This is a genomic window from Chlorobaculum tepidum TLS (assembly GCF_000006985.1).
Lineage (GTDB): Bacteria > Bacteroidota > Chlorobiia > Chlorobiales > Chlorobiaceae > Chlorobaculum > Chlorobaculum tepidum.
Window position 1 is genome coordinate 196,443 of the sequence record NC_002932.3, and the last position, 15,298, is coordinate 211,740.

General features: G+C 58.5%; 13 protein-coding genes and 2 tRNA genes. 8 read left to right on the top strand and 7 right to left on the bottom strand.

Features of this window, described 5'->3' with window-relative positions:
* Positions 1-30: 30 nt before the first annotated feature.
* Positions 31-861 carry an MBL fold metallo-hydrolase gene (locus AYT24_RS00950; protein ID WP_010931881.1) on the bottom strand — a complete coding sequence of 277 codons (831 nt, stop codon included), beginning with the start codon at positions 859-861 and terminating at the stop codon, positions 31-33.
* Between the two features lie 178 nt (positions 862-1,039).
* On the opposite strand from AYT24_RS00950, the gene AYT24_RS00955 reads away from it, so the two are divergent.
* Both AYT24_RS00955 and AYT24_RS00960 read left to right on the top strand, forming a co-directional pair.
* Positions 1,040-1,372, top strand: a complete 333-nt coding sequence (locus tag AYT24_RS00955) for a c-type cytochrome (protein WP_164926808.1) — start codon at positions 1,040-1,042, stop codon at positions 1,370-1,372.
* 13 nt (positions 1,373-1,385) lie between these two features.
* The gene (locus tag AYT24_RS00960; RefSeq protein ID WP_164926809.1) at positions 1,386-2,222 is read left to right on the top strand and encodes an SDR family oxidoreductase; all 837 of its coding nucleotides are present in this window, start codon (positions 1,386-1,388) and stop codon (positions 2,220-2,222) included.
* Positions 2,223-2,285: 63 nt separating this feature from the next.
* Here AYT24_RS00960 and AYT24_RS00965 read toward each other — a convergent pair whose 3' ends face one another.
* A complete protein-coding gene (locus AYT24_RS00965) occupies positions 2,286-2,756 on the bottom strand; it encodes a hypothetical protein (RefSeq protein ID WP_010931884.1) in 471 nt (156 codons plus the stop codon).
* Between the two features lie 198 nt (positions 2,757-2,954).
* On the opposite strand from AYT24_RS00965, the gene AYT24_RS00970 reads away from it, so the two are divergent.
* On the top strand, positions 2,955-5,519 hold the full coding sequence (locus tag AYT24_RS00970) for an ATP-dependent Clp protease ATP-binding subunit (protein ID WP_010931885.1): 2,565 nt from the start codon (positions 2,955-2,957) through the stop codon (positions 5,517-5,519).
* A gap of 326 nt (positions 5,520-5,845) precedes the next feature.
* Here the strand turns inward: AYT24_RS00970 and AYT24_RS00975 are convergent, their stop codons facing one another.
* Both AYT24_RS00975 and AYT24_RS00980 read right to left on the bottom strand, forming a co-directional pair.
* Positions 5,846-7,222, bottom strand: a complete 1,377-nt coding sequence (locus AYT24_RS00975; RefSeq protein ID WP_010931886.1) for a TrpB-like pyridoxal phosphate-dependent enzyme — start codon at positions 7,220-7,222, stop codon at positions 5,846-5,848.
* Positions 7,223-7,833: 611 nt separating this feature from the next.
* Positions 7,834-7,919: transfer RNA gene (locus tag AYT24_RS00980), tRNA-Leu, on the bottom strand.
* A 156-nt stretch (positions 7,920-8,075) separates the two neighbouring features.
* Between AYT24_RS00980 and AYT24_RS00985 the strand changes: the two genes are divergently transcribed.
* From AYT24_RS00985 to AYT24_RS00995, 3 genes are all read left to right on the top strand, one after another.
* The gene (locus AYT24_RS00985; RefSeq protein ID WP_164926810.1) at positions 8,076-8,420 is read left to right on the top strand and encodes a PepSY domain-containing protein; all 345 of its coding nucleotides are present in this window, start codon (positions 8,076-8,078) and stop codon (positions 8,418-8,420) included.
* Between the two features lie 231 nt (positions 8,421-8,651).
* Positions 8,652-9,314: a response regulator transcription factor gene (locus tag AYT24_RS00990; RefSeq protein ID WP_010931888.1), complete on the top strand. Its 663-nt coding sequence runs from the start codon at positions 8,652-8,654 to the stop codon at positions 9,312-9,314.
* Positions 9,290-10,624, top strand: coding sequence for a sensor histidine kinase (locus AYT24_RS00995; protein WP_010931889.1), 1,335 nt, complete (start codon positions 9,290-9,292; stop codon positions 10,622-10,624). The genes AYT24_RS00990 and AYT24_RS00995 overlap by 25 nt, the downstream gene beginning before the upstream one ends.
* A 65-nt stretch (positions 10,625-10,689) precedes the next feature.
* On the opposite strand, the gene AYT24_RS01000 is transcribed toward AYT24_RS00995, so the two are convergent.
* On the bottom strand, positions 10,690-11,769 hold the full coding sequence (locus AYT24_RS01000; RefSeq protein WP_164926811.1) for a glycosyltransferase family 4 protein: 1,080 nt from the start codon (positions 11,767-11,769) through the stop codon (positions 10,690-10,692).
* A 188-nt stretch (positions 11,770-11,957) separates the two neighbouring features.
* Between AYT24_RS01000 and AYT24_RS01005 the strand changes: the two genes are divergently transcribed.
* Both AYT24_RS01005 and AYT24_RS01010 read left to right on the top strand, forming a co-directional pair.
* Positions 11,958-12,734, top strand: coding sequence for a COG4705 family protein (locus AYT24_RS01005; protein WP_164926812.1), 777 nt, complete (start codon positions 11,958-11,960; stop codon positions 12,732-12,734).
* Between the two features lie 60 nt (positions 12,735-12,794).
* On the top strand, positions 12,795-14,027 hold the full coding sequence (locus tag AYT24_RS01010) for an MFS transporter (RefSeq protein WP_226986828.1): 1,233 nt from the start codon (positions 12,795-12,797) through the stop codon (positions 14,025-14,027).
* Positions 14,028-14,038: 11 nt separating this feature from the next.
* Here the strand turns inward: AYT24_RS01010 and AYT24_RS01015 are convergent.
* Together AYT24_RS01015 and thiL are read right to left on the bottom strand one after the other, a co-directional pair.
* A tRNA-Leu gene (locus AYT24_RS01015) sits at positions 14,039-14,124 on the bottom strand.
* A 76-nt stretch (positions 14,125-14,200) separates the two neighbouring features.
* Positions 14,201-15,271, bottom strand: coding sequence for a thiamine-phosphate kinase (gene thiL / locus AYT24_RS01020; protein ID WP_010931893.1), 1,071 nt, complete (start codon positions 15,269-15,271; stop codon positions 14,201-14,203).
* Positions 15,272-15,298: the final 27 nt, after the last annotated feature.

The window sequence follows — 15,298 nt, forward strand, 5'->3', positions numbered from 1 at the left end:
TGGGCAGGTGGACTTCTTGGGCAAATGGTCTTACTCATTCGCCGACTCCACCACCATGCCGGCATAACCCGCCTCTACTGGATACGGCAGCTCTTTGCTGAAGCGTTCTACAGCTGCCTGACCGGTGCAGTGGCAGGCAATGAGGCGGGAGATGTCTCGATTGGCGAGCGATGCTACGGTGCGGTTGAGGCGCTCCGGGCTGGCTGCCGAGAGGTGCATTCCGCCGATAAGCGTCGCGATCCGTTTTTGCCCGGTGATGCTCTCGATGTAGTCAAGCGTGTTGACGATGCCGGCATGGCAACATCCTGCGAGCACGATCAGCCCTTCCGGCTTCTCGATCCAGAGCGACAGATCGTCTTCGATGGGGTCAGGCGTTTTTCCGTCCGGATCAAAGAAAAATGGGCCGCCGGTGTCCTCGAAGGTTGTCTGGCGGGGGACTGGGCCGGTCAGGAAGGCGCCATCGGTCAGGCGGGTCGGCTCAGTGACCCATACGACCCGCTCTTTCGGAAGTCCGTTAATTGCTTGCTTGGCGGTTTCGGGCATGTCGATGGGTTTGGGCTTGTCGTTGCGGATGCTGTAGCGTTCGATGAGCGCTGACGGGTGGAGGTAGAGCGTGGCGCGGTCGGCGATTCGGAGCACGTCGGCGAGGTTGCCGGTGTGGTCGTAGTGCCCGTGGCTGAGTACGATGATGTCGATGTCCGACAAGTCGATGCCGAGCGCACGGCAGTTGGCATCGATCGCCGTGAGCTGGCCGGTGTCGAACAGGATGCGCTTGCCGCCGGTTTCAATCAGCACCGCGAAGCCGTGTTCGCAGGTGAGTCCGGGTGCGGCGCGGTTGTCGGTAAGAATGGTGAGTTTCATGATGCAATCAAATGTCGATGCAATGTTTTGCGGCGTTTAGCCGTTTTCTGACAAGTTAAGGTTCTTTTCAGAGAACAACTCTGTGATGGAGGCGCAGTTTTTATTTTTCAGGAGTTGTCCGGCTGTTCTGAAGGGATGCGTTTTTTTCGGAAACTATAATCAACAAGGAGCATTTCAAATGATGAAGTCAGTGAAAGCGGCGATGCTTGCCACGACTATGGTGGCTATGAGCCTGACTGCCCATGCGGCGGAAACTCCCTCCGTGGCGCTGGGTAAAAAACTGTTCAACGATCCATCGCTTGGCGGCGCTGCCGGCGCCAAAACCTGCGCGAGCTGCCATCCGAACGGCAAGGGAGTCGAAAATGCGTGGAAGAATCCGAACCTCGCCAAGCAGATCAATACCTGCATCCTTGGCGCGCTGAAGGGCAAACCACTGCCGCTGGAGTCGGTTGAGATGAAATCTCTTGTTCTTTACCATCAGTCGCTTAAACCGGCTTCGATAAAGCCATGAATTTTGAAGTGTTATGAGTGAGAAAAAAATATCGATTCTCGGTTGCGGGTGGCTCGGTTTGCCACTGGCCCGTTTTCTGGCTGGCGAGGGGTATACCGTCAAGGGTTCGACTACCAGCGAAGCGAAAATTACCAAGATGAAAGAGGCCGGTGTCGAGCCTTTCCGGATTGTCATCGATGAGAGCATTGAAGGCGATATTTCCTCGTTTTTGGACAGCGAAATCCTCGTGGTGAACATTCCTCCCAAGCGGCGTGAAGATGTGGTCGAATACCATGTCGGCCAGATTTCGCTGCTGATCGACGCTCTTGCCGATTCGCCGGTGAAGCATGTGTTGTTCGTCAGCTCGACCTCGGTCTATCCCGCGTCGGGTGGTGAAGTGGTCGAATCTGACGCCGCAGATCCCGACGCGGCGGACTCTCCAGCCGGTCGGGCGTTGATGTACGTCGAGGAGATGCTGCGTTCGGAGTCTGCGTTCAACACCACGGTGGTGCGCTTCGGTGGTCTGATCGGCCCCGGACGCAATCCGGCGGAGTTCATCCAGCGCATGACAGAAATCACGAGTCCCGCTCATCCGGTGAACCTTATTCATCTCGATGATTGTGTGCACGTGATCGCTGAAATCATCCGGCAGGAAGCCTGGGGCGAAACCTTCAACGCCTGCGCGCCGCTCCACCCGACTCGAAGCGAACTCTATGCCGCCGCTGCTGAAAGTCACGGCCTCGCCGCGCTGCAGGAAGAACGATCCAGTGACACCAATTTCAAGATCGTCAACAGTGACAGGATTGTCGAGAAACTGGGATACACGTTCCTGCATCCTGATCCGCTGGCAATGGCAAGGGGAGGCAATTGACAGTTGCATTGTCGGGGCAGACCTTTGTGTCTGCCCTGTTCCGCAGTTGCCAGGCCGTTGCAGTTACAGAATGAATTCGAGGTCGTAGCCCTCTTTCGCTGCTTTAGCGGCGAACTTTTGGAAATCCCTTAGAAAACCGAGAGTCTCTGCTGGATCGATTTCGCGCCAGTAGGCAATGCGTTCCGGGTCGTCCTGCCAGCCGAGCATCACCTTTTCGGGGCTTTTCCCGCGTATCTCGCCGACGCATTCGTCGATAATTTCAATCATTCTGCCAATCGCGCCAGAGGGTAGAAATGCCTCGTCCCAGCTGTCGAGCCCGTTATTCGATTCGGAGATGAACGGCAGCGCGTTGAGCTGTTCGATGACGCCGTAGTAGAACAGGGCGGTGTAGTCGTGGGCGGAAATTTCCATCGAATCGTAGATCTTGTAGCTCTTGTCGGCAAGCCTGACGGTGTTGATCTTGCCGCTTCGATAAATCGGCAGTTCGCGGTGCAGGGGGTTCTGGTCGTCAAGGAGAATATGGGTGACGGTCATGGTGTTCGATGCGGGCTGAAACGATTAATTTCTCACCACTGTTTTGATCGAAGGAATTGGTTTGAGATGACGTCTTAATTATAGTTATTTAACTGAATGTAGCGATAACAGATTGGTTGTGCCCACTCGTACTTCATAGCCAGAGTTACAGCGCATTTCAGGGAGCTTCCCGTCAATTTTAGCGATACAGGATCATAAATGGAAGGAAATTTCTCGAATAGAGTTCAGGACGTGATCAGGCTCAGCCGCGAAGAGGCGCTGCGTCTGGGGCACGACTATATCGGCACCGAACATCTTCTGCTCGGACTGATCCGGGAAGGAGAGGGCATAGGAGCCAAAATTCTCAAAAACCTCAAAGTCGATCTTTTCCAGCTGAAGCAAAAGATCGAGGAGAACACCCATCCCAAGGTTCCGGCCACGCAGATGGGCAATGTGCCGCTAACCAAGCAGGCTGAAAAGGTGCTCAAGATCACTTATTTGGAGGCCAAGATCTGCAAGTCAACCATCATCGGCACGGAGCATCTGTTGCTCTCGATTCTCAAGGGTGACGACAACATTGCCGCCCAGATTCTCGAACAGTTCGGTGTCACCTATGACCAGGTGCGCGACGAGCTGATGACCATTACGACCGGGCGCAGCGAGGCTTACGAGCCGCCGATGGAGGGTTCCTATTCGTCGGGTTCGGGAAGCCCCGCGCGTCCGTCGAAAAAGTCCGAGACGAAGCGCGGTGAACGCACCAAAACGCCGGTGCTCGACAATTTCGGGCGCGACATCACGCGCTTGGCGATGGAGGACAAGCTCGACCCGATCATCGGGCGCGAAAAGGAGATCGAGCGCGTGGCGCAGGTGCTCAGCCGCCGCAAGAAAAACAATCCGGTGCTGATCGGCGAGCCTGGCGTTGGCAAAACGGCCATCGCCGAAGGGCTGGCGCTCAAGATCGTGCAGCGCAAGGTTTCGCGCGTGCTTTACGACAAGCGCGTCGTGGCGCTCGACCTCGCGGCGCTCGTCGCGGGCACGAAGTACCGCGGCCAGTTTGAGGAGCGCATGAAGGCGCTCATGAATGAGCTGGAGCGTTCGCGTGACGTGATCCTCTTCATCGACGAGCTGCACACCATCATCGGTGCTGGCGGCGCTTCGGGTTCGCTCGATGCGAGCAACATCTTCAAACCCGCGCTCGCTCGCGGCGAGTTGCAGTGCATCGGCGCGACCACGCTCGATGAGTACCGCCAGTACATCGAGAAGGATGGTGCGCTGGATCGCCGTTTCCAAAAGATCATGGTTGAGCCGACCTCGGTCGAGGAGACCATCCAGATTCTGAACAACATCAAAAACAAGTACGAAGCGCATCACCACGTGCATTACTCGGAGGATGCCATCGAGAAGGCGGTCAAGCTCTCGGAGCGCTACATCACCGACCGTTTTCTGCCTGACAAGGCGATCGACGTCATGGACGAGGCGGGCGCGAGAGTGCACCTGAGCAACATCCACGTGCCGCAGGAGATTCTCGAACTTGAGAAGTCCATCGAGGAGATCAAGAGCGAGAAGAACAAAGTGGTCAAGATGCAGAACTTCGAGGAGGCGGCACGCCTGCGCGACAAGGAGAAGAACATGCTTGAAGCGCTCGACCACGCCAAGCAGGAGTGGGAAGAGCAGTCGATGGAGAGCGTTTACGACGTGACCGAAGCCGACATCACCTCGGTGATCGCGATGATGACCGGCATTCCGGTGGCGAAGGTGGCGCAGTCCGAATCGAAGAAGTTGCTCACCATGGAGGCGGAGCTGAAAAAGGAAGTCATCGGCCAGGACGAGGCGATCAAGAAGATCACCAAAGCGATCCAGCGCACCCGTGCGGGCCTCAAGGATCCGTCGCGCCCCATCGGCTCGTTCATCTTCCTCGGCCCGACCGGCGTCGGCAAGACCGAGCTGGCCAAGGCGCTGACCCGTTATCTGTTCGACAGCGAGGATGCGCTGATCCGCGCCGACATGAGTGAGTACATGGAGAAGTTCTCGGTAAGCCGCCTGGTTGGAGCGCCTCCCGGATACGTTGGCTACGAAGAGGGCGGCCAGCTCACCGAAAAGGTGCGCCGCAAACCCTATTCGGTGGTGCTGATCGACGAGATCGAAAAGGCGCATCCCGACGTGTTTAACATTCTGCTCCAGGTGCTCGACGAGGGCGTGCTGACCGACGGACTTGGCCGCAAGGTCGATTTCCGCAACACGATCATCATCATGACCTCGAACATCGGTGCCAAGGAGATCAAGAGCTTCAGCACCGGCGGAGGCATGGGCTTCGCGCCGCCTTCGGATGCGACGGGTGATTACAAGGCGATGAAGTCCACCATCGAGGATGCATTGAAGCGCGTGTTCAATCCGGAGTTCCTGAACCGCATCGACGACACGATCGTGTTCCACCAGCTCGAAAAGTCGGATATCTTCAAGATTATCGACATCACGGCAGGCAAGCTCTTCAAGCGCCTGAAGGAGATGGGCATCGAGGTTGAGATCGACGAGAAAGCCAAGGAGTTCCTTGTCGAGAAGGGTTACGACCAGAAGTACGGAGCACGCCCGCTGAAACGCGCGTTGCAGAAATATGTCGAGGATCCGCTCGCGGAGGAGATGCTCAAGGGCCGCTTCACCGAGGGCAGCGTGATTCAGATCACCTTCGACGAAAAGGAGAAGGAGCTGCGCTTTCTTGATGGCGCGTCTTCCGCCGAACCGACTCCCAAAAAGAGCAAGAAAGAGGAGACGCTCGACAAAGAGTGATGCCCCGGATCGCAAGATTTTAATTTCTCCCGAAGCCCCGCTGAAACGATGATTTCAGCGGGGCTTTTTTTGGGGGGGTATTTCGTACAAGTGTCTGAACCGGGGGTGATTTGGAGATTATAACTCTTATACAATTGCCCCGGACTTCAGTCCGGGGTTTGCGGATAACACAAAATAATTCAGGGCTTTAGCCCGATTTCTTTTTTCGGATATGATCGCTATTCCACACTACCCCGGCTTTCAAGCCGGGGCAACATGAATGTAAACGGTTGGAATGTCCAGAGGGTTAAAACCCTCCTGAATGGATGATCGATTTCTGCGCCTGTTCAGCAGCCCGGCACCGGCGGATGGCCTTCGAGCGAGGCGGCGATGGAGCGTTGCAGCAGCTCCTCCGGCAGCGGGTAGTCGCTGATTTTGCCCGACATGTAGGCGTCGTAGCCCTGCAAGTCCATCAGTCCGTGGCCGGACCAGTTCATCAGGATCACCTTCTCCTTGCCCTCCTCCTTGGCCTGCTTTGCTTCGCGGATGGTCTGCGCGATGGCGTGCGAAGTCTCCGGCGCGGGGATGAACCCTTCGGTGTGGGCGAAGAGCAGGGCAGCTTCGTAGCACTCGGTCTGCGGCAGCGCGGTGGCTTCGATCAGCCCGAGCTGCTTGGTGTGGCTCACCAGCGGAGCCATGCCGTGGTAGCGCAGGCCGCCCGCGTGGATGGCCGGCGGAATGAAGGTGTGGCCGAGGCTGTGCATCGGCAGGAGCGGCGTCATCATCGCCACGTCGCCCGAATCATAGGCGTAGGGCGCGCGGGTCAGCGTCGGGCACGCCTCCGGCTCGGTTGCGATCACCTGCACATCCTTGCCGTGAATCTTGTCGTACAGGAACGGGAAGCTGATGCCCGCGAAGTTCGAGCCGCCGCCCGCGCAGCCGATCACGATGTCCGGGTAGCGCCCGATCTTGTCGAACTGTTTCCTGGCTTCGAGGCCGATGATGGTTTGGTGCAGCATCACGTGATTCAGCACGCTGCCGAGGGCGTAGCGGGTGTCGTCGCGCTCGACTGCTTGCTCGATTGCCTCGCTGATGGCGATGCCGAGGCTGCCCGGCGTGTCGGGATCCTCTTCGAGAATCCTGCGCCCAACCGCTGTCAGCGGGCTCGGGCTGGGGATGCACTCCGCGCCCCAGGTGTTCATCATGATCTTGCGGAACGGCTTCTGGTCGAAGCTGATGCGCACCATGAACACCTTGCACTCGATGCCGATCAGCTTGCAGCTCATCGCCAGCGCGCTGCCCCATTGGCCCGCGCCGGTTTCGGTGGTGAGGTACTTGATACCGAACTCCCGGTTGTACCACGCCTGCGCCACCGCAGTGTTGGGCTTGTGGCTCCCGGCGGGCGAGACCCCTTCGTTCTTGTAGTAGATTTTGGCCGGAGTGCCGAGCGCCGCTTCGAGTCGCCGCGCGCGGTAGAGCGGCGAAGGCCGCCACAGCTTGAGGATGCCGAGAATTTCTTCCGGAATATCGATCCAGCGCTCGGTGCTCACCTCCTGCTCGATCAGGTTCATCGGAAACACTTTGGCCAGCGCATCCGGCCCGATCGGATTGCCATCCAGCCCCACCGGCGGCGGCATGGGCGAAGGCAGGTCGGCCTGGATGTTGTACCACTGACGGGGCATTTCATCCTCGCTCAGGAGGATTTTGGTAGGCTCTGTACTCATGCGTGTAATGCTTTGAAGTAAGAGAAAAGAGAGCGGCGACGGCTCTCATGGCCGGGATGTCCGGTGGCCATCATGAAAGGTAGGGAGAGCGCAGGCGGATTGCAACGATTTGGGGCGGGGATTTTTTGGGAGCAGAGCTGGATGAGCAACGTTAGGCGAATCTGAAAAACGCTTGACAACTGGTCAGGTTTAGTGTACACTCAAGGAAGCGCTACGATGAAAACCATATCATTATCATTAAGCAATTTTTGGAAGGTTCTTCGCAGAATACCGTGGGTAAATGGTGAATATGGGTCAATCGACTGAGGCACGGCCAAAACGAATGCGCTCTGCAAAGAGTGTCCGGCCAAAGGATAAATCACCTTAACGCTTTATTATATGATGAGTTATAAATGTCTTTGACCGAACTGTTAAACTTGTTCATCAGGGATGGTCATGTGAGCATTAGCCATTGTTTCGCAAACAGTGCTCCTTACGGGCTGTAGTTTAGCTTGGCGTTAAACTTCTTCAGCCCAAAAACCTAATTTCCTATTTCAATCGTAGCTGATGGCTTTGAGGAGAGGCCGCAAGCGATTTGGAGGCAAGGAAAGAATGAGGGATGAGAGCGTGGGTGCCGAAGGCAGGAATCGAACCTGCACGTCCATTGCTGAACACGGGATTTTAAGTCTCGGGCGTTTACCAGTTCCGCTACTTCGGCAACCTTTTTGGAAAATCAGAGGTTGTGCAAATCAATATCCCTCCGCCCACTCTTCCTCCTAATTCCTTCCTAACTCTCACGTCGTACTATTACTCCTGACGCGGATGATCGCGTTGATAATTCAATCGATAATTCAATCAACAAGGAGTGATGATTATGAAACGTTATGGTTATGTGGCTGTTGGCGTTATGCTTTCGGCTGGGGTGTTTGGCGGCATGTTCGCGCATTCGGCTTATGCGGCGGAATCCGGGAATGATGCGCTTGAGTTTCAGAAACCGGCAATCAGCCTGTCGCAGGCGGTCAATGCTGCCGAGACGTTTACGCGGGGACGGGCGGTTCGCGCCGAGCTTGAAAAGCATGGCGGGCAGCCGGTTTACGATGTCGAGGTGGTCAATGGTGCGAAGGTGCTGGATGTCCGGGTTGACAAGGACAACGGCCGGATACTCGCAGCCAATGTGGACAAAGCGGATCATGACGATGCCGGGGACGCCGAGGATTGAGGCGTTCCGGCATGGATGTTTTTCGCGTTGTGTGTATGGTAACGCAGCTCACGGAACACTCTGTTCCGGTTGCATGTTCTTTGTTGTGCATGTGTTTGCGTTGTGCTGATGCAACGCCGGGGTGAAGTCCGGGGGTGGTGGTTTTCTGCCGCTCCTCCGGACCCGGCTCCGGAATTCCTGAATTTCACGATGGGGTAGTTGCCCTGTAAATCATCAAAAAAAATAGAAGTTATGCGCGTGCTGCTTGTCGAGGATGATCCCATGATTGCCGAGGCGGTTTCGGTGGCGCTGAAGGATGCGGCGTATGCGGTGGACTGGGTGCGCGATGGCGAGAAGGCTGCCGACGCGCTTCGTTATGGCGAGCATCAGGCCGTGCTGCTCGACCTGGGGCTTCCGGGGCGCGGCGGTCTGGAGGTGCTCGCGGCGCTTCGGGAGGGCGGGAGTTCGATTCCCGTCATCATCATCACCGCCCGCGACGGTCTCGGCGAGCGCATCGCGGGGCTGGATTCGGGCGCGGACGATTATCTCGTCAAGCCGTTTGATCTCGATGAACTGCTGGCGCGGCTCCGGGCGGTGATCCGGCGTCAGGGCGGGCAGGCTTCGGGGCTGATCGGCAATGGCCAGATCACGCTCGATCCCGCCACGCACACAGCATTCTGCGGCGAGGAGCGGGCCGTGCTCAGCTCGCGCGAGTTCGCGGTGCTGCACGCGCTTCTGCTCCAGCCGGGCCGCATCCTGAGCCGCTCGGCGCTCGAAGAGCGGGTCTATGGCTGGGACGAGGAGGTCGAGAGCAACGCCATCGATTACCTGATCCACCAGCTCCGCCGCAAGCTCGGCGCGACGAGCATCAAAAACATACGGGGTGCGGGATGGATGGTCGAAAAACAGCCATGACGCCCTCGCTGCAACGGCGTCTGACCGCGATGCTGGCCGGGGCGATCGTGCTGGCGGCACTGGTCGCGGCGGCGACTTCGTTCTATTTTTCCTACCGCGAGGCCAAAGAGTTTCAGGACGACATGCTCCGCCAGATCGCGGTGCTTCAGTCTCGCGGCGAGTGGGAGACCGTTGGAGCCGGAGCATTGTCAGTCCCCTCGTCTTCGGCCTCTCTGAGCGATCCCGAGTCCAGAATCACGATTTTTCATTTCACTGACCGATCCGCGCCGCGCTGGCTTGCCGGGCATCTCGCGCCCGGCTTTCACACGCTCCGGCAGGAGGGCGAACCGGTGCGGGTGTTCATCGTTCACGGGCCGTCCGCGATGACGGCGGTCGCGCAACCGACCGATACGCGCGATGAACTCGCGCTCAACAGCGCCTTGCGCACGCTCGCGCCGGGCCTGTTGCTGCTGCCGCTCATGGCGCTGCTCGTCATGCGCATCGTCCGTTCCGCGCTCAAGCCCGTCACCACGCTGTCGCGCCTGCTCGACCAGCAGCAGCCCGGCCAGCCGGTTCCGCTGCCGGAGCGCGGCATTCCCGAAGAGATAATGCCGTTCGTGGAGGCGCTCAACCGGCTGCTTGGGCGCATTTCACTTTTGCTTGGCCAGCAGCGGCGTTTCATTGCCGACGCGGCCCACGAGCTGCGCAGTCCGCTGACGGCGCTCTCCCTTCAGGCGGAGAATCTCCGGCAGGCGTCAAGCGCCGACCAGATGCGCGCCCGGCTTGTGCCGCTTCAGTCGGGCATCGAACGCGCCCGCCAGCTTACCGCGCAGCTTCTCGATCTGGCGCGGGTGCAGGCGCACCCTTCCGGCGCGGCTCCGGTCGATCTTCCGGCGCTGGCGCGAGAGCTGATCGCCGGGTACCTGCCGCTGGCGGAGGCTCGCGGCATCGATCTCGGCCTTGACGATTCAGGCCCGGTGTTGCTCGACGGCGATCCTGAAAGCTTCACGCTGATTCTGAAAAACGGCCTCGAAAACGCCCTGAAATACGTTCAGCCGGGCGGAACGGTGACGGTCAGGCTCGCCGTCGAACATGGCGACGGAATCGCGGAGGTGATCGATAACGGCCCCGGCATTCCGGAGAGCGAGCGGGAGCGGGTGTTCGATGCGTTTTACCGCACGCCCGGTTCCGGCCAGCCCGGCAGCGGCCTCGGCCTGACTATCGCGCGCGAAGCTGCCCGCTCGCTCGGCGGCGACCTCCGTGTGCTGTCTGGCCCCGATGGCCAGGGCACGGTATTTCGCTACCGGCAACGCGGGCGCGAAGCCGGGTGATTTTTGGAGCTGGAATTCTTCCTTGAAAAAAACTGCAATTGCATTGCCGATCGCTGGTTTATCGATTATCCGGCGGTTGCCGAACGGTGATGCTCCGCTATTAAATTGGCTATGGTTCGCTGAACCTCCGCTCTCTCAAACCGTTCGAGATGAATTCTCCGGCTTTCATCGCCCATTCGCCGTCTCAACCCCTCGTTGAGCACCAGTTGTTCGAGCGCATCGAGCCACTCTTTCGCGCTGTCCGCCAGAAATCCGTTCACCCCTTGTTCAATGGTTGACCTGTTGGCTCCGACATTTGAGGCGACCACCGGTTTTCCGTAAGCCATGTACTGGATCAGCTTGAACGCGCACTTGCCCCGACACCACTCGTCGTCGGTCAGCGGCATGATGCCAATGTCGATTTCGGACAGCCACGATTTCTCGCTTTCCGACGACCACGGCGTCAGTTTCCACGGCGTTTTCATTCCGCTCGCCATTTTTCCGCTCATCAGCGAAAATTGCACCCACGGATATTTTTCGGCGAGCAGGCTGAGCGTTTCATCGATTTGCCGGAGGAAATAGAGATTAGCGTTGATGCCGATCCAGCCGATGGTGACGGTTTTGTTTTTCTGGTGGACGTTGAGTTTTTGCGGCGGAGTTTCAAAAGGGGTCGGCACCAGATGCACGTTGCCGTTGTATTGCTCCGCATAATCCTTGAGCGCATCGCTGCCCGCCAGCACCATGGCCGAGCGTTGCAGTGTGCGGGCGATCCATTGGCGTTTCAGCCAGCTTTCAGGCTCCTGTTTTCCGGTGAGCATCACTTGCTTGACATGGATGGCGTCGTCGAAATCAAAGATCACGTTCGCCTTGCGCGAGAACAGCCAGACCAGCGGCGGCGGAAACACCTTGCGCTGAATCCACACGTAGTCGTAATTTCCGCAAACGGCCAGCGCCCTCGCGATGTTTCTTGACGCCTCTTTTCCCGAAACGCAGAGGGTATCGGCCTGAATGCCGTACTGATTCCAGTGCGGCAGGAACTGCCCCATCCTGTAACGAAAACTCGGACGGTGTGGCGAAAGGTGCAGACACAAAATGGAGATCATGATGATGGTATCGAAAGTTCGCAGTCCGCGCACATCGTTGTCCGTCGGAACAACTTGTTTCATAAGCACTTGAAAGAAATGTAGAGGGCGATGATTAGGCAGGAATTAGGGGAGGCGGGATCATCGGTTTTCGGCGAACTTGCGGTAAGGAAGTGGTGCCGCTAACTCTGCGCTAATTCTCTTTTCGTATCCTGAATCATTCGTTTCATGATCCAATTGACAGAGGAGATAACGTAATGCTGCAAAACACGATGAATAAAAACGATGCCGCCGCTCAGGCGTTGAGCAAGGTGCCGCAGGTGACGCTGATGTTCTGGGCGATAAAGATTCTGGCGACCACGCTTGGCGAGACTGGCGGGGATGCGGTCACCATGTCGATGAAGCTCGGGTACGCCGAGGGGAGCCTGATTTTCCTCGCCTTTTTCGCTGTGGCGCTGCTCTTCCAGGTTTTCTCCGTCGGGTATCATCCGGCGCGGTACTGGGCGGTGGTGGTCGCCACGACGACTGTCGGCACCACCATGTCGGACTACCTCGATCGCACGCTCGGCCTCGGCTACGTCAACTCATCGGCGATTCTTTTGCTTGGCGTGCTGCTGGTGCTGTTTGCGTGGAACCGGATCATGGGCAGGATCGAGTTCGAGGGGATTGCCGACCGGCGCGACGAGCTTTTTTACTGGCTGACCATTCTGGTCTCCAACACGCTCGGCACGGCGCTCGGCGACTTCGTGGCTGACGATGTCGGTCTCGGCTTCCAGCTCGGTGCGTTGCTCTTTGGCGTGCTGATTGTCGCGGTCGCCATCGCGTATTACAAGACGAGCATTTCGCCCAACATCCTTTTTTGGGCGGCCTACGTGCTGACCCGCCCGCTCGGCGCGACGCTTGGCGACACGCTCACCAAGCCGCTCGCGCATGGCGGCCTGTCGCTCGGCCGCATCAGCTCGTCGCTGGTGATTCTCGCGCTCATGGTGGCGGCGATCACGCTCAACCACCGGGCCGAACAGCGCCGCGCCGTGGCGGTCGCATCCTGAATGAGCCGGCGATGAATTTGTGGCGGCTGTTCCGGTGTTTGAAGAGGTTAAACGGGCGTGGTGGTTGTCAAATCAAACCAGATGGAGATGAAGCAGGAGAAGCGCTTTTTCGGGTTGAGCGGCAACGTCTTTTTTGCCGGGCTGGTGAGCTTCTGCATGGACGTCAGTTCCGAGATGATCTACCCGCTGGTGCCGCTGTTTCTGGCCAGCGTGCTTGGGGTGAACAAGGCCATGATCGGCCTCATCGAGGGGAGCGCCGAGTCGATGGCGAGCCTGGTCAAGGTCTTTTCCGGCTGGTACTCCGACCGGCTCGGCAAGCGCAAGCGGCTGATGCTGGCGGGCTATTCGGTCTCGACGTTGAGCCGTCCGCTGATGGCGCTGGCTGGCGGCTGGCATCAGGTGCTGGCCGCGCGTCTCGTTGACCGCTTCGGCAAGGGCGTCCGCACCGCGCCGCGTGACGCCATTATTGCGGATTCCACCGAACCGTCATGGCTTGGCCGCGCTTTCAGCTTTCACCGCTCGATGGACACTATGGGCGCGGTTGTCGGCCCGGCCATCGCCTTTATCGGCTTGCAAGTGTACCACAGCTCTTACCGTCAGCTTTTCTGGCTCTCGAGCCTGCCGGGCGTTCTCGCCGTGCTCATCATCGTCTTCTTCATCCGGGAAAAGCGGGACGCGCCGGTCAGGGCTGACGCTGAAAAGCCGCGGAGTACCGGAGGCGGGAAGCTCGACCGGCGGGCGTGGTTTTTCATCGTGATCGTCGCGGTCTTCGCGCTGGGCAATTCGAGCGATGCGTTTCTGATCCTCCGTGCCGGCCAGCTCGGCGTTCCGGCGGCGATGATTCCCGCCGTTTATCTGCTCTTCAATCTCGTCTATTCCATCACGGCCATTCCCGCCGGAATCGTCGCCGACCGGTATGGCCGCAAGCGGCTCATTCTCGCAGGATTCGTGCTGTTCGCCGCCCTGTACGCAGGGTTCGCCGTGGCGGGAAGTCCGCTTGCCGTGTGGGTTTTGTTCGCACTTTACGGAGTCTTCATGGGGCTGACCGAGGGGATCCAGAAGGCGTTTCTCGCTACGCTGACGCCGGAAGGTCTCAAAGGCACGGCATTCGGCCTCTATGCCGGAGCCGTCGGATTGGCGGCATTGCCGTCGAGCCTGATCGCCGGAGTGTTGTGGGACAGGGTTTCGCCATCAGCGACATTCTGGTTCGGCGCGGCGACAGCCTTGCTCGCAGCCGCGCTGTTCGCGGTGTTTATCGCGGGGATAAAGTCGAAGCCCTCTTTCGGGGAGTGAGGGAGGAGTTGTGCCGAAGGCGGGAATCGAACCCGCACGTCCATTGCTGAACACGGGATTTTAAGTCCCGGGCGTCTACCAGTTCCGCCACTTCGGCAACCTTTCCGGTTGGAACTCGTTTAATGTACTATCTTTAAAGGGAATGCACAAGCTTCAGGGATCGTCGTCCGCCCTCACCCCGCGAAGTGATCGAATCCCCGTTTCATGTCGGCCATGTCGATGGTCATGCCGAAGATGTCGGTCAGCATCATGCCCTCTTCTTTCTCGGAGATTTCGCCGATGACCGTGATGTCGCGGTGGCTGGCGATGAGGTCGTACTGCGATTTCGGGACGGTGAAGAGGAGCTGGTAGTCTTCGCCGCCGGTGAGCGCCCAGTCGAAGACGTCCTGCTGGAACTCTTCGGCCACGGCTCGCGCTTCGGGCAGGACGGGCAGCTTGCTCTCGTCGATCTTCGCGCCGACACCGGAGCGGCGGCAGAGGTGGCCGAGGTCGGAGACCAGGCCGTCCGAAATATCGATCATGGCGGTCGGTACGATGCCCTCTTCGCTGAAAAAGTCGATGATGTCGATGCGTGCTTTCGGCAGCAGGTGGCAGCGAATTGCTTCGGTGTATTCCTGCAACTCGGCCATCACCTCCTTGTTGTACGGTTCGTTGTTGCGCATCTGCTCGATCATCGTCGCCTTTTCACGCTGCAACAGGTGCAGGCCGGCGGTCGAGCCGCCAAGCGTTCCCGTCACACAGATCAAATCGCCCGGCGACGCGCCTTTGCGCAATGTGAGCAGCTCCGGCGTTGTCGTTCCGGTCATTGAAACCGAGATGAACAGCCCCGACGCCGACGACGAGGTGTCGCCGCCCGCGATGGCGAGGCCATAGATTTCGGCGGCGTGGTTCATTCCCTTGTACAGCTCTTCGACCATCTCCACTGGCATCTTCGGCGGTACGGCGATCGAGATCACGGCGTAATCCGGCATGGCGTTCATCGCGCAGATGTCCGAGACGTTGACGCTGATTGCCTTGCTTCCGAGGTGGTGTAGTGGCGTGGTCAAGAGGTCGAAGTGGACGTGTTCGGTCAGAATGTCGGTCGTCGCGACCTGCACCACCGACTCGTCGCTTTGCCACACCGCGCAGTCGTCGCCGATCCCTTCGATCAGCTCCGGTCGCTGCTTTGTGGAGGGGGCGGTAATCTTTGCAAGCCGGTCGATCAGACCGAATTCGCCAATCTCGGAAATAGGGTTATATGACATATATTTGCGTACATTGAATTCAATCCG

What these genes read in the sequence shown, in the direction of transcription:
- AYT24_RS01005 (WP_164926812.1), top strand. Translation starts at nt 11,958, where the DNA reads ATGAATAAAAACGATGCCGCCGCTCAGGCGTTGAGCAAGGTGCCGCAG.
- AYT24_RS00995 (WP_010931889.1), top strand. Translation starts at nt 9,290, where the DNA reads ATGGATGGTCGAAAAACAGCCATGACGCCCTCGCTGCAACGGCGTCTG.
- AYT24_RS00950 (WP_010931881.1), bottom strand. Translation starts at nt 861, where the DNA reads ATGAAACTCACCATTCTTACCGACAACCGCGCCGCACCCGGACTCACC.
- AYT24_RS00985 (WP_164926810.1), top strand. Translation starts at nt 8,076, where the DNA reads ATGAAACGTTATGGTTATGTGGCTGTTGGCGTTATGCTTTCGGCTGGG.
- thiL (WP_010931893.1), bottom strand. Translation starts at nt 15,271, where the DNA reads ATGTCATATAACCCTATTTCCGAGATTGGCGAATTCGGTCTGATCGAC.
- AYT24_RS00970 (WP_010931885.1), top strand. Translation starts at nt 2,955, where the DNA reads ATGGAAGGAAATTTCTCGAATAGAGTTCAGGACGTGATCAGGCTCAGC.
- AYT24_RS00960 (WP_164926809.1), top strand. Translation starts at nt 1,386, where the DNA reads ATGAGTGAGAAAAAAATATCGATTCTCGGTTGCGGGTGGCTCGGTTTG.
- AYT24_RS00990 (WP_010931888.1), top strand. Translation starts at nt 8,652, where the DNA reads ATGCGCGTGCTGCTTGTCGAGGATGATCCCATGATTGCCGAGGCGGTT.
- AYT24_RS00975 (WP_010931886.1), bottom strand. Translation starts at nt 7,222, where the DNA reads ATGAGTACAGAGCCTACCAAAATCCTCCTGAGCGAGGATGAAATGCCC.
- AYT24_RS00965 (WP_010931884.1), bottom strand. Translation starts at nt 2,756, where the DNA reads ATGACCGTCACCCATATTCTCCTTGACGACCAGAACCCCCTGCACCGC.
- AYT24_RS01000 (WP_164926811.1), bottom strand. Translation starts at nt 11,769, where the DNA reads ATGAAACAAGTTGTTCCGACGGACAACGATGTGCGCGGACTGCGAACT.
- AYT24_RS00955 (WP_164926808.1), top strand. Translation starts at nt 1,040, where the DNA reads ATGATGAAGTCAGTGAAAGCGGCGATGCTTGCCACGACTATGGTGGCT.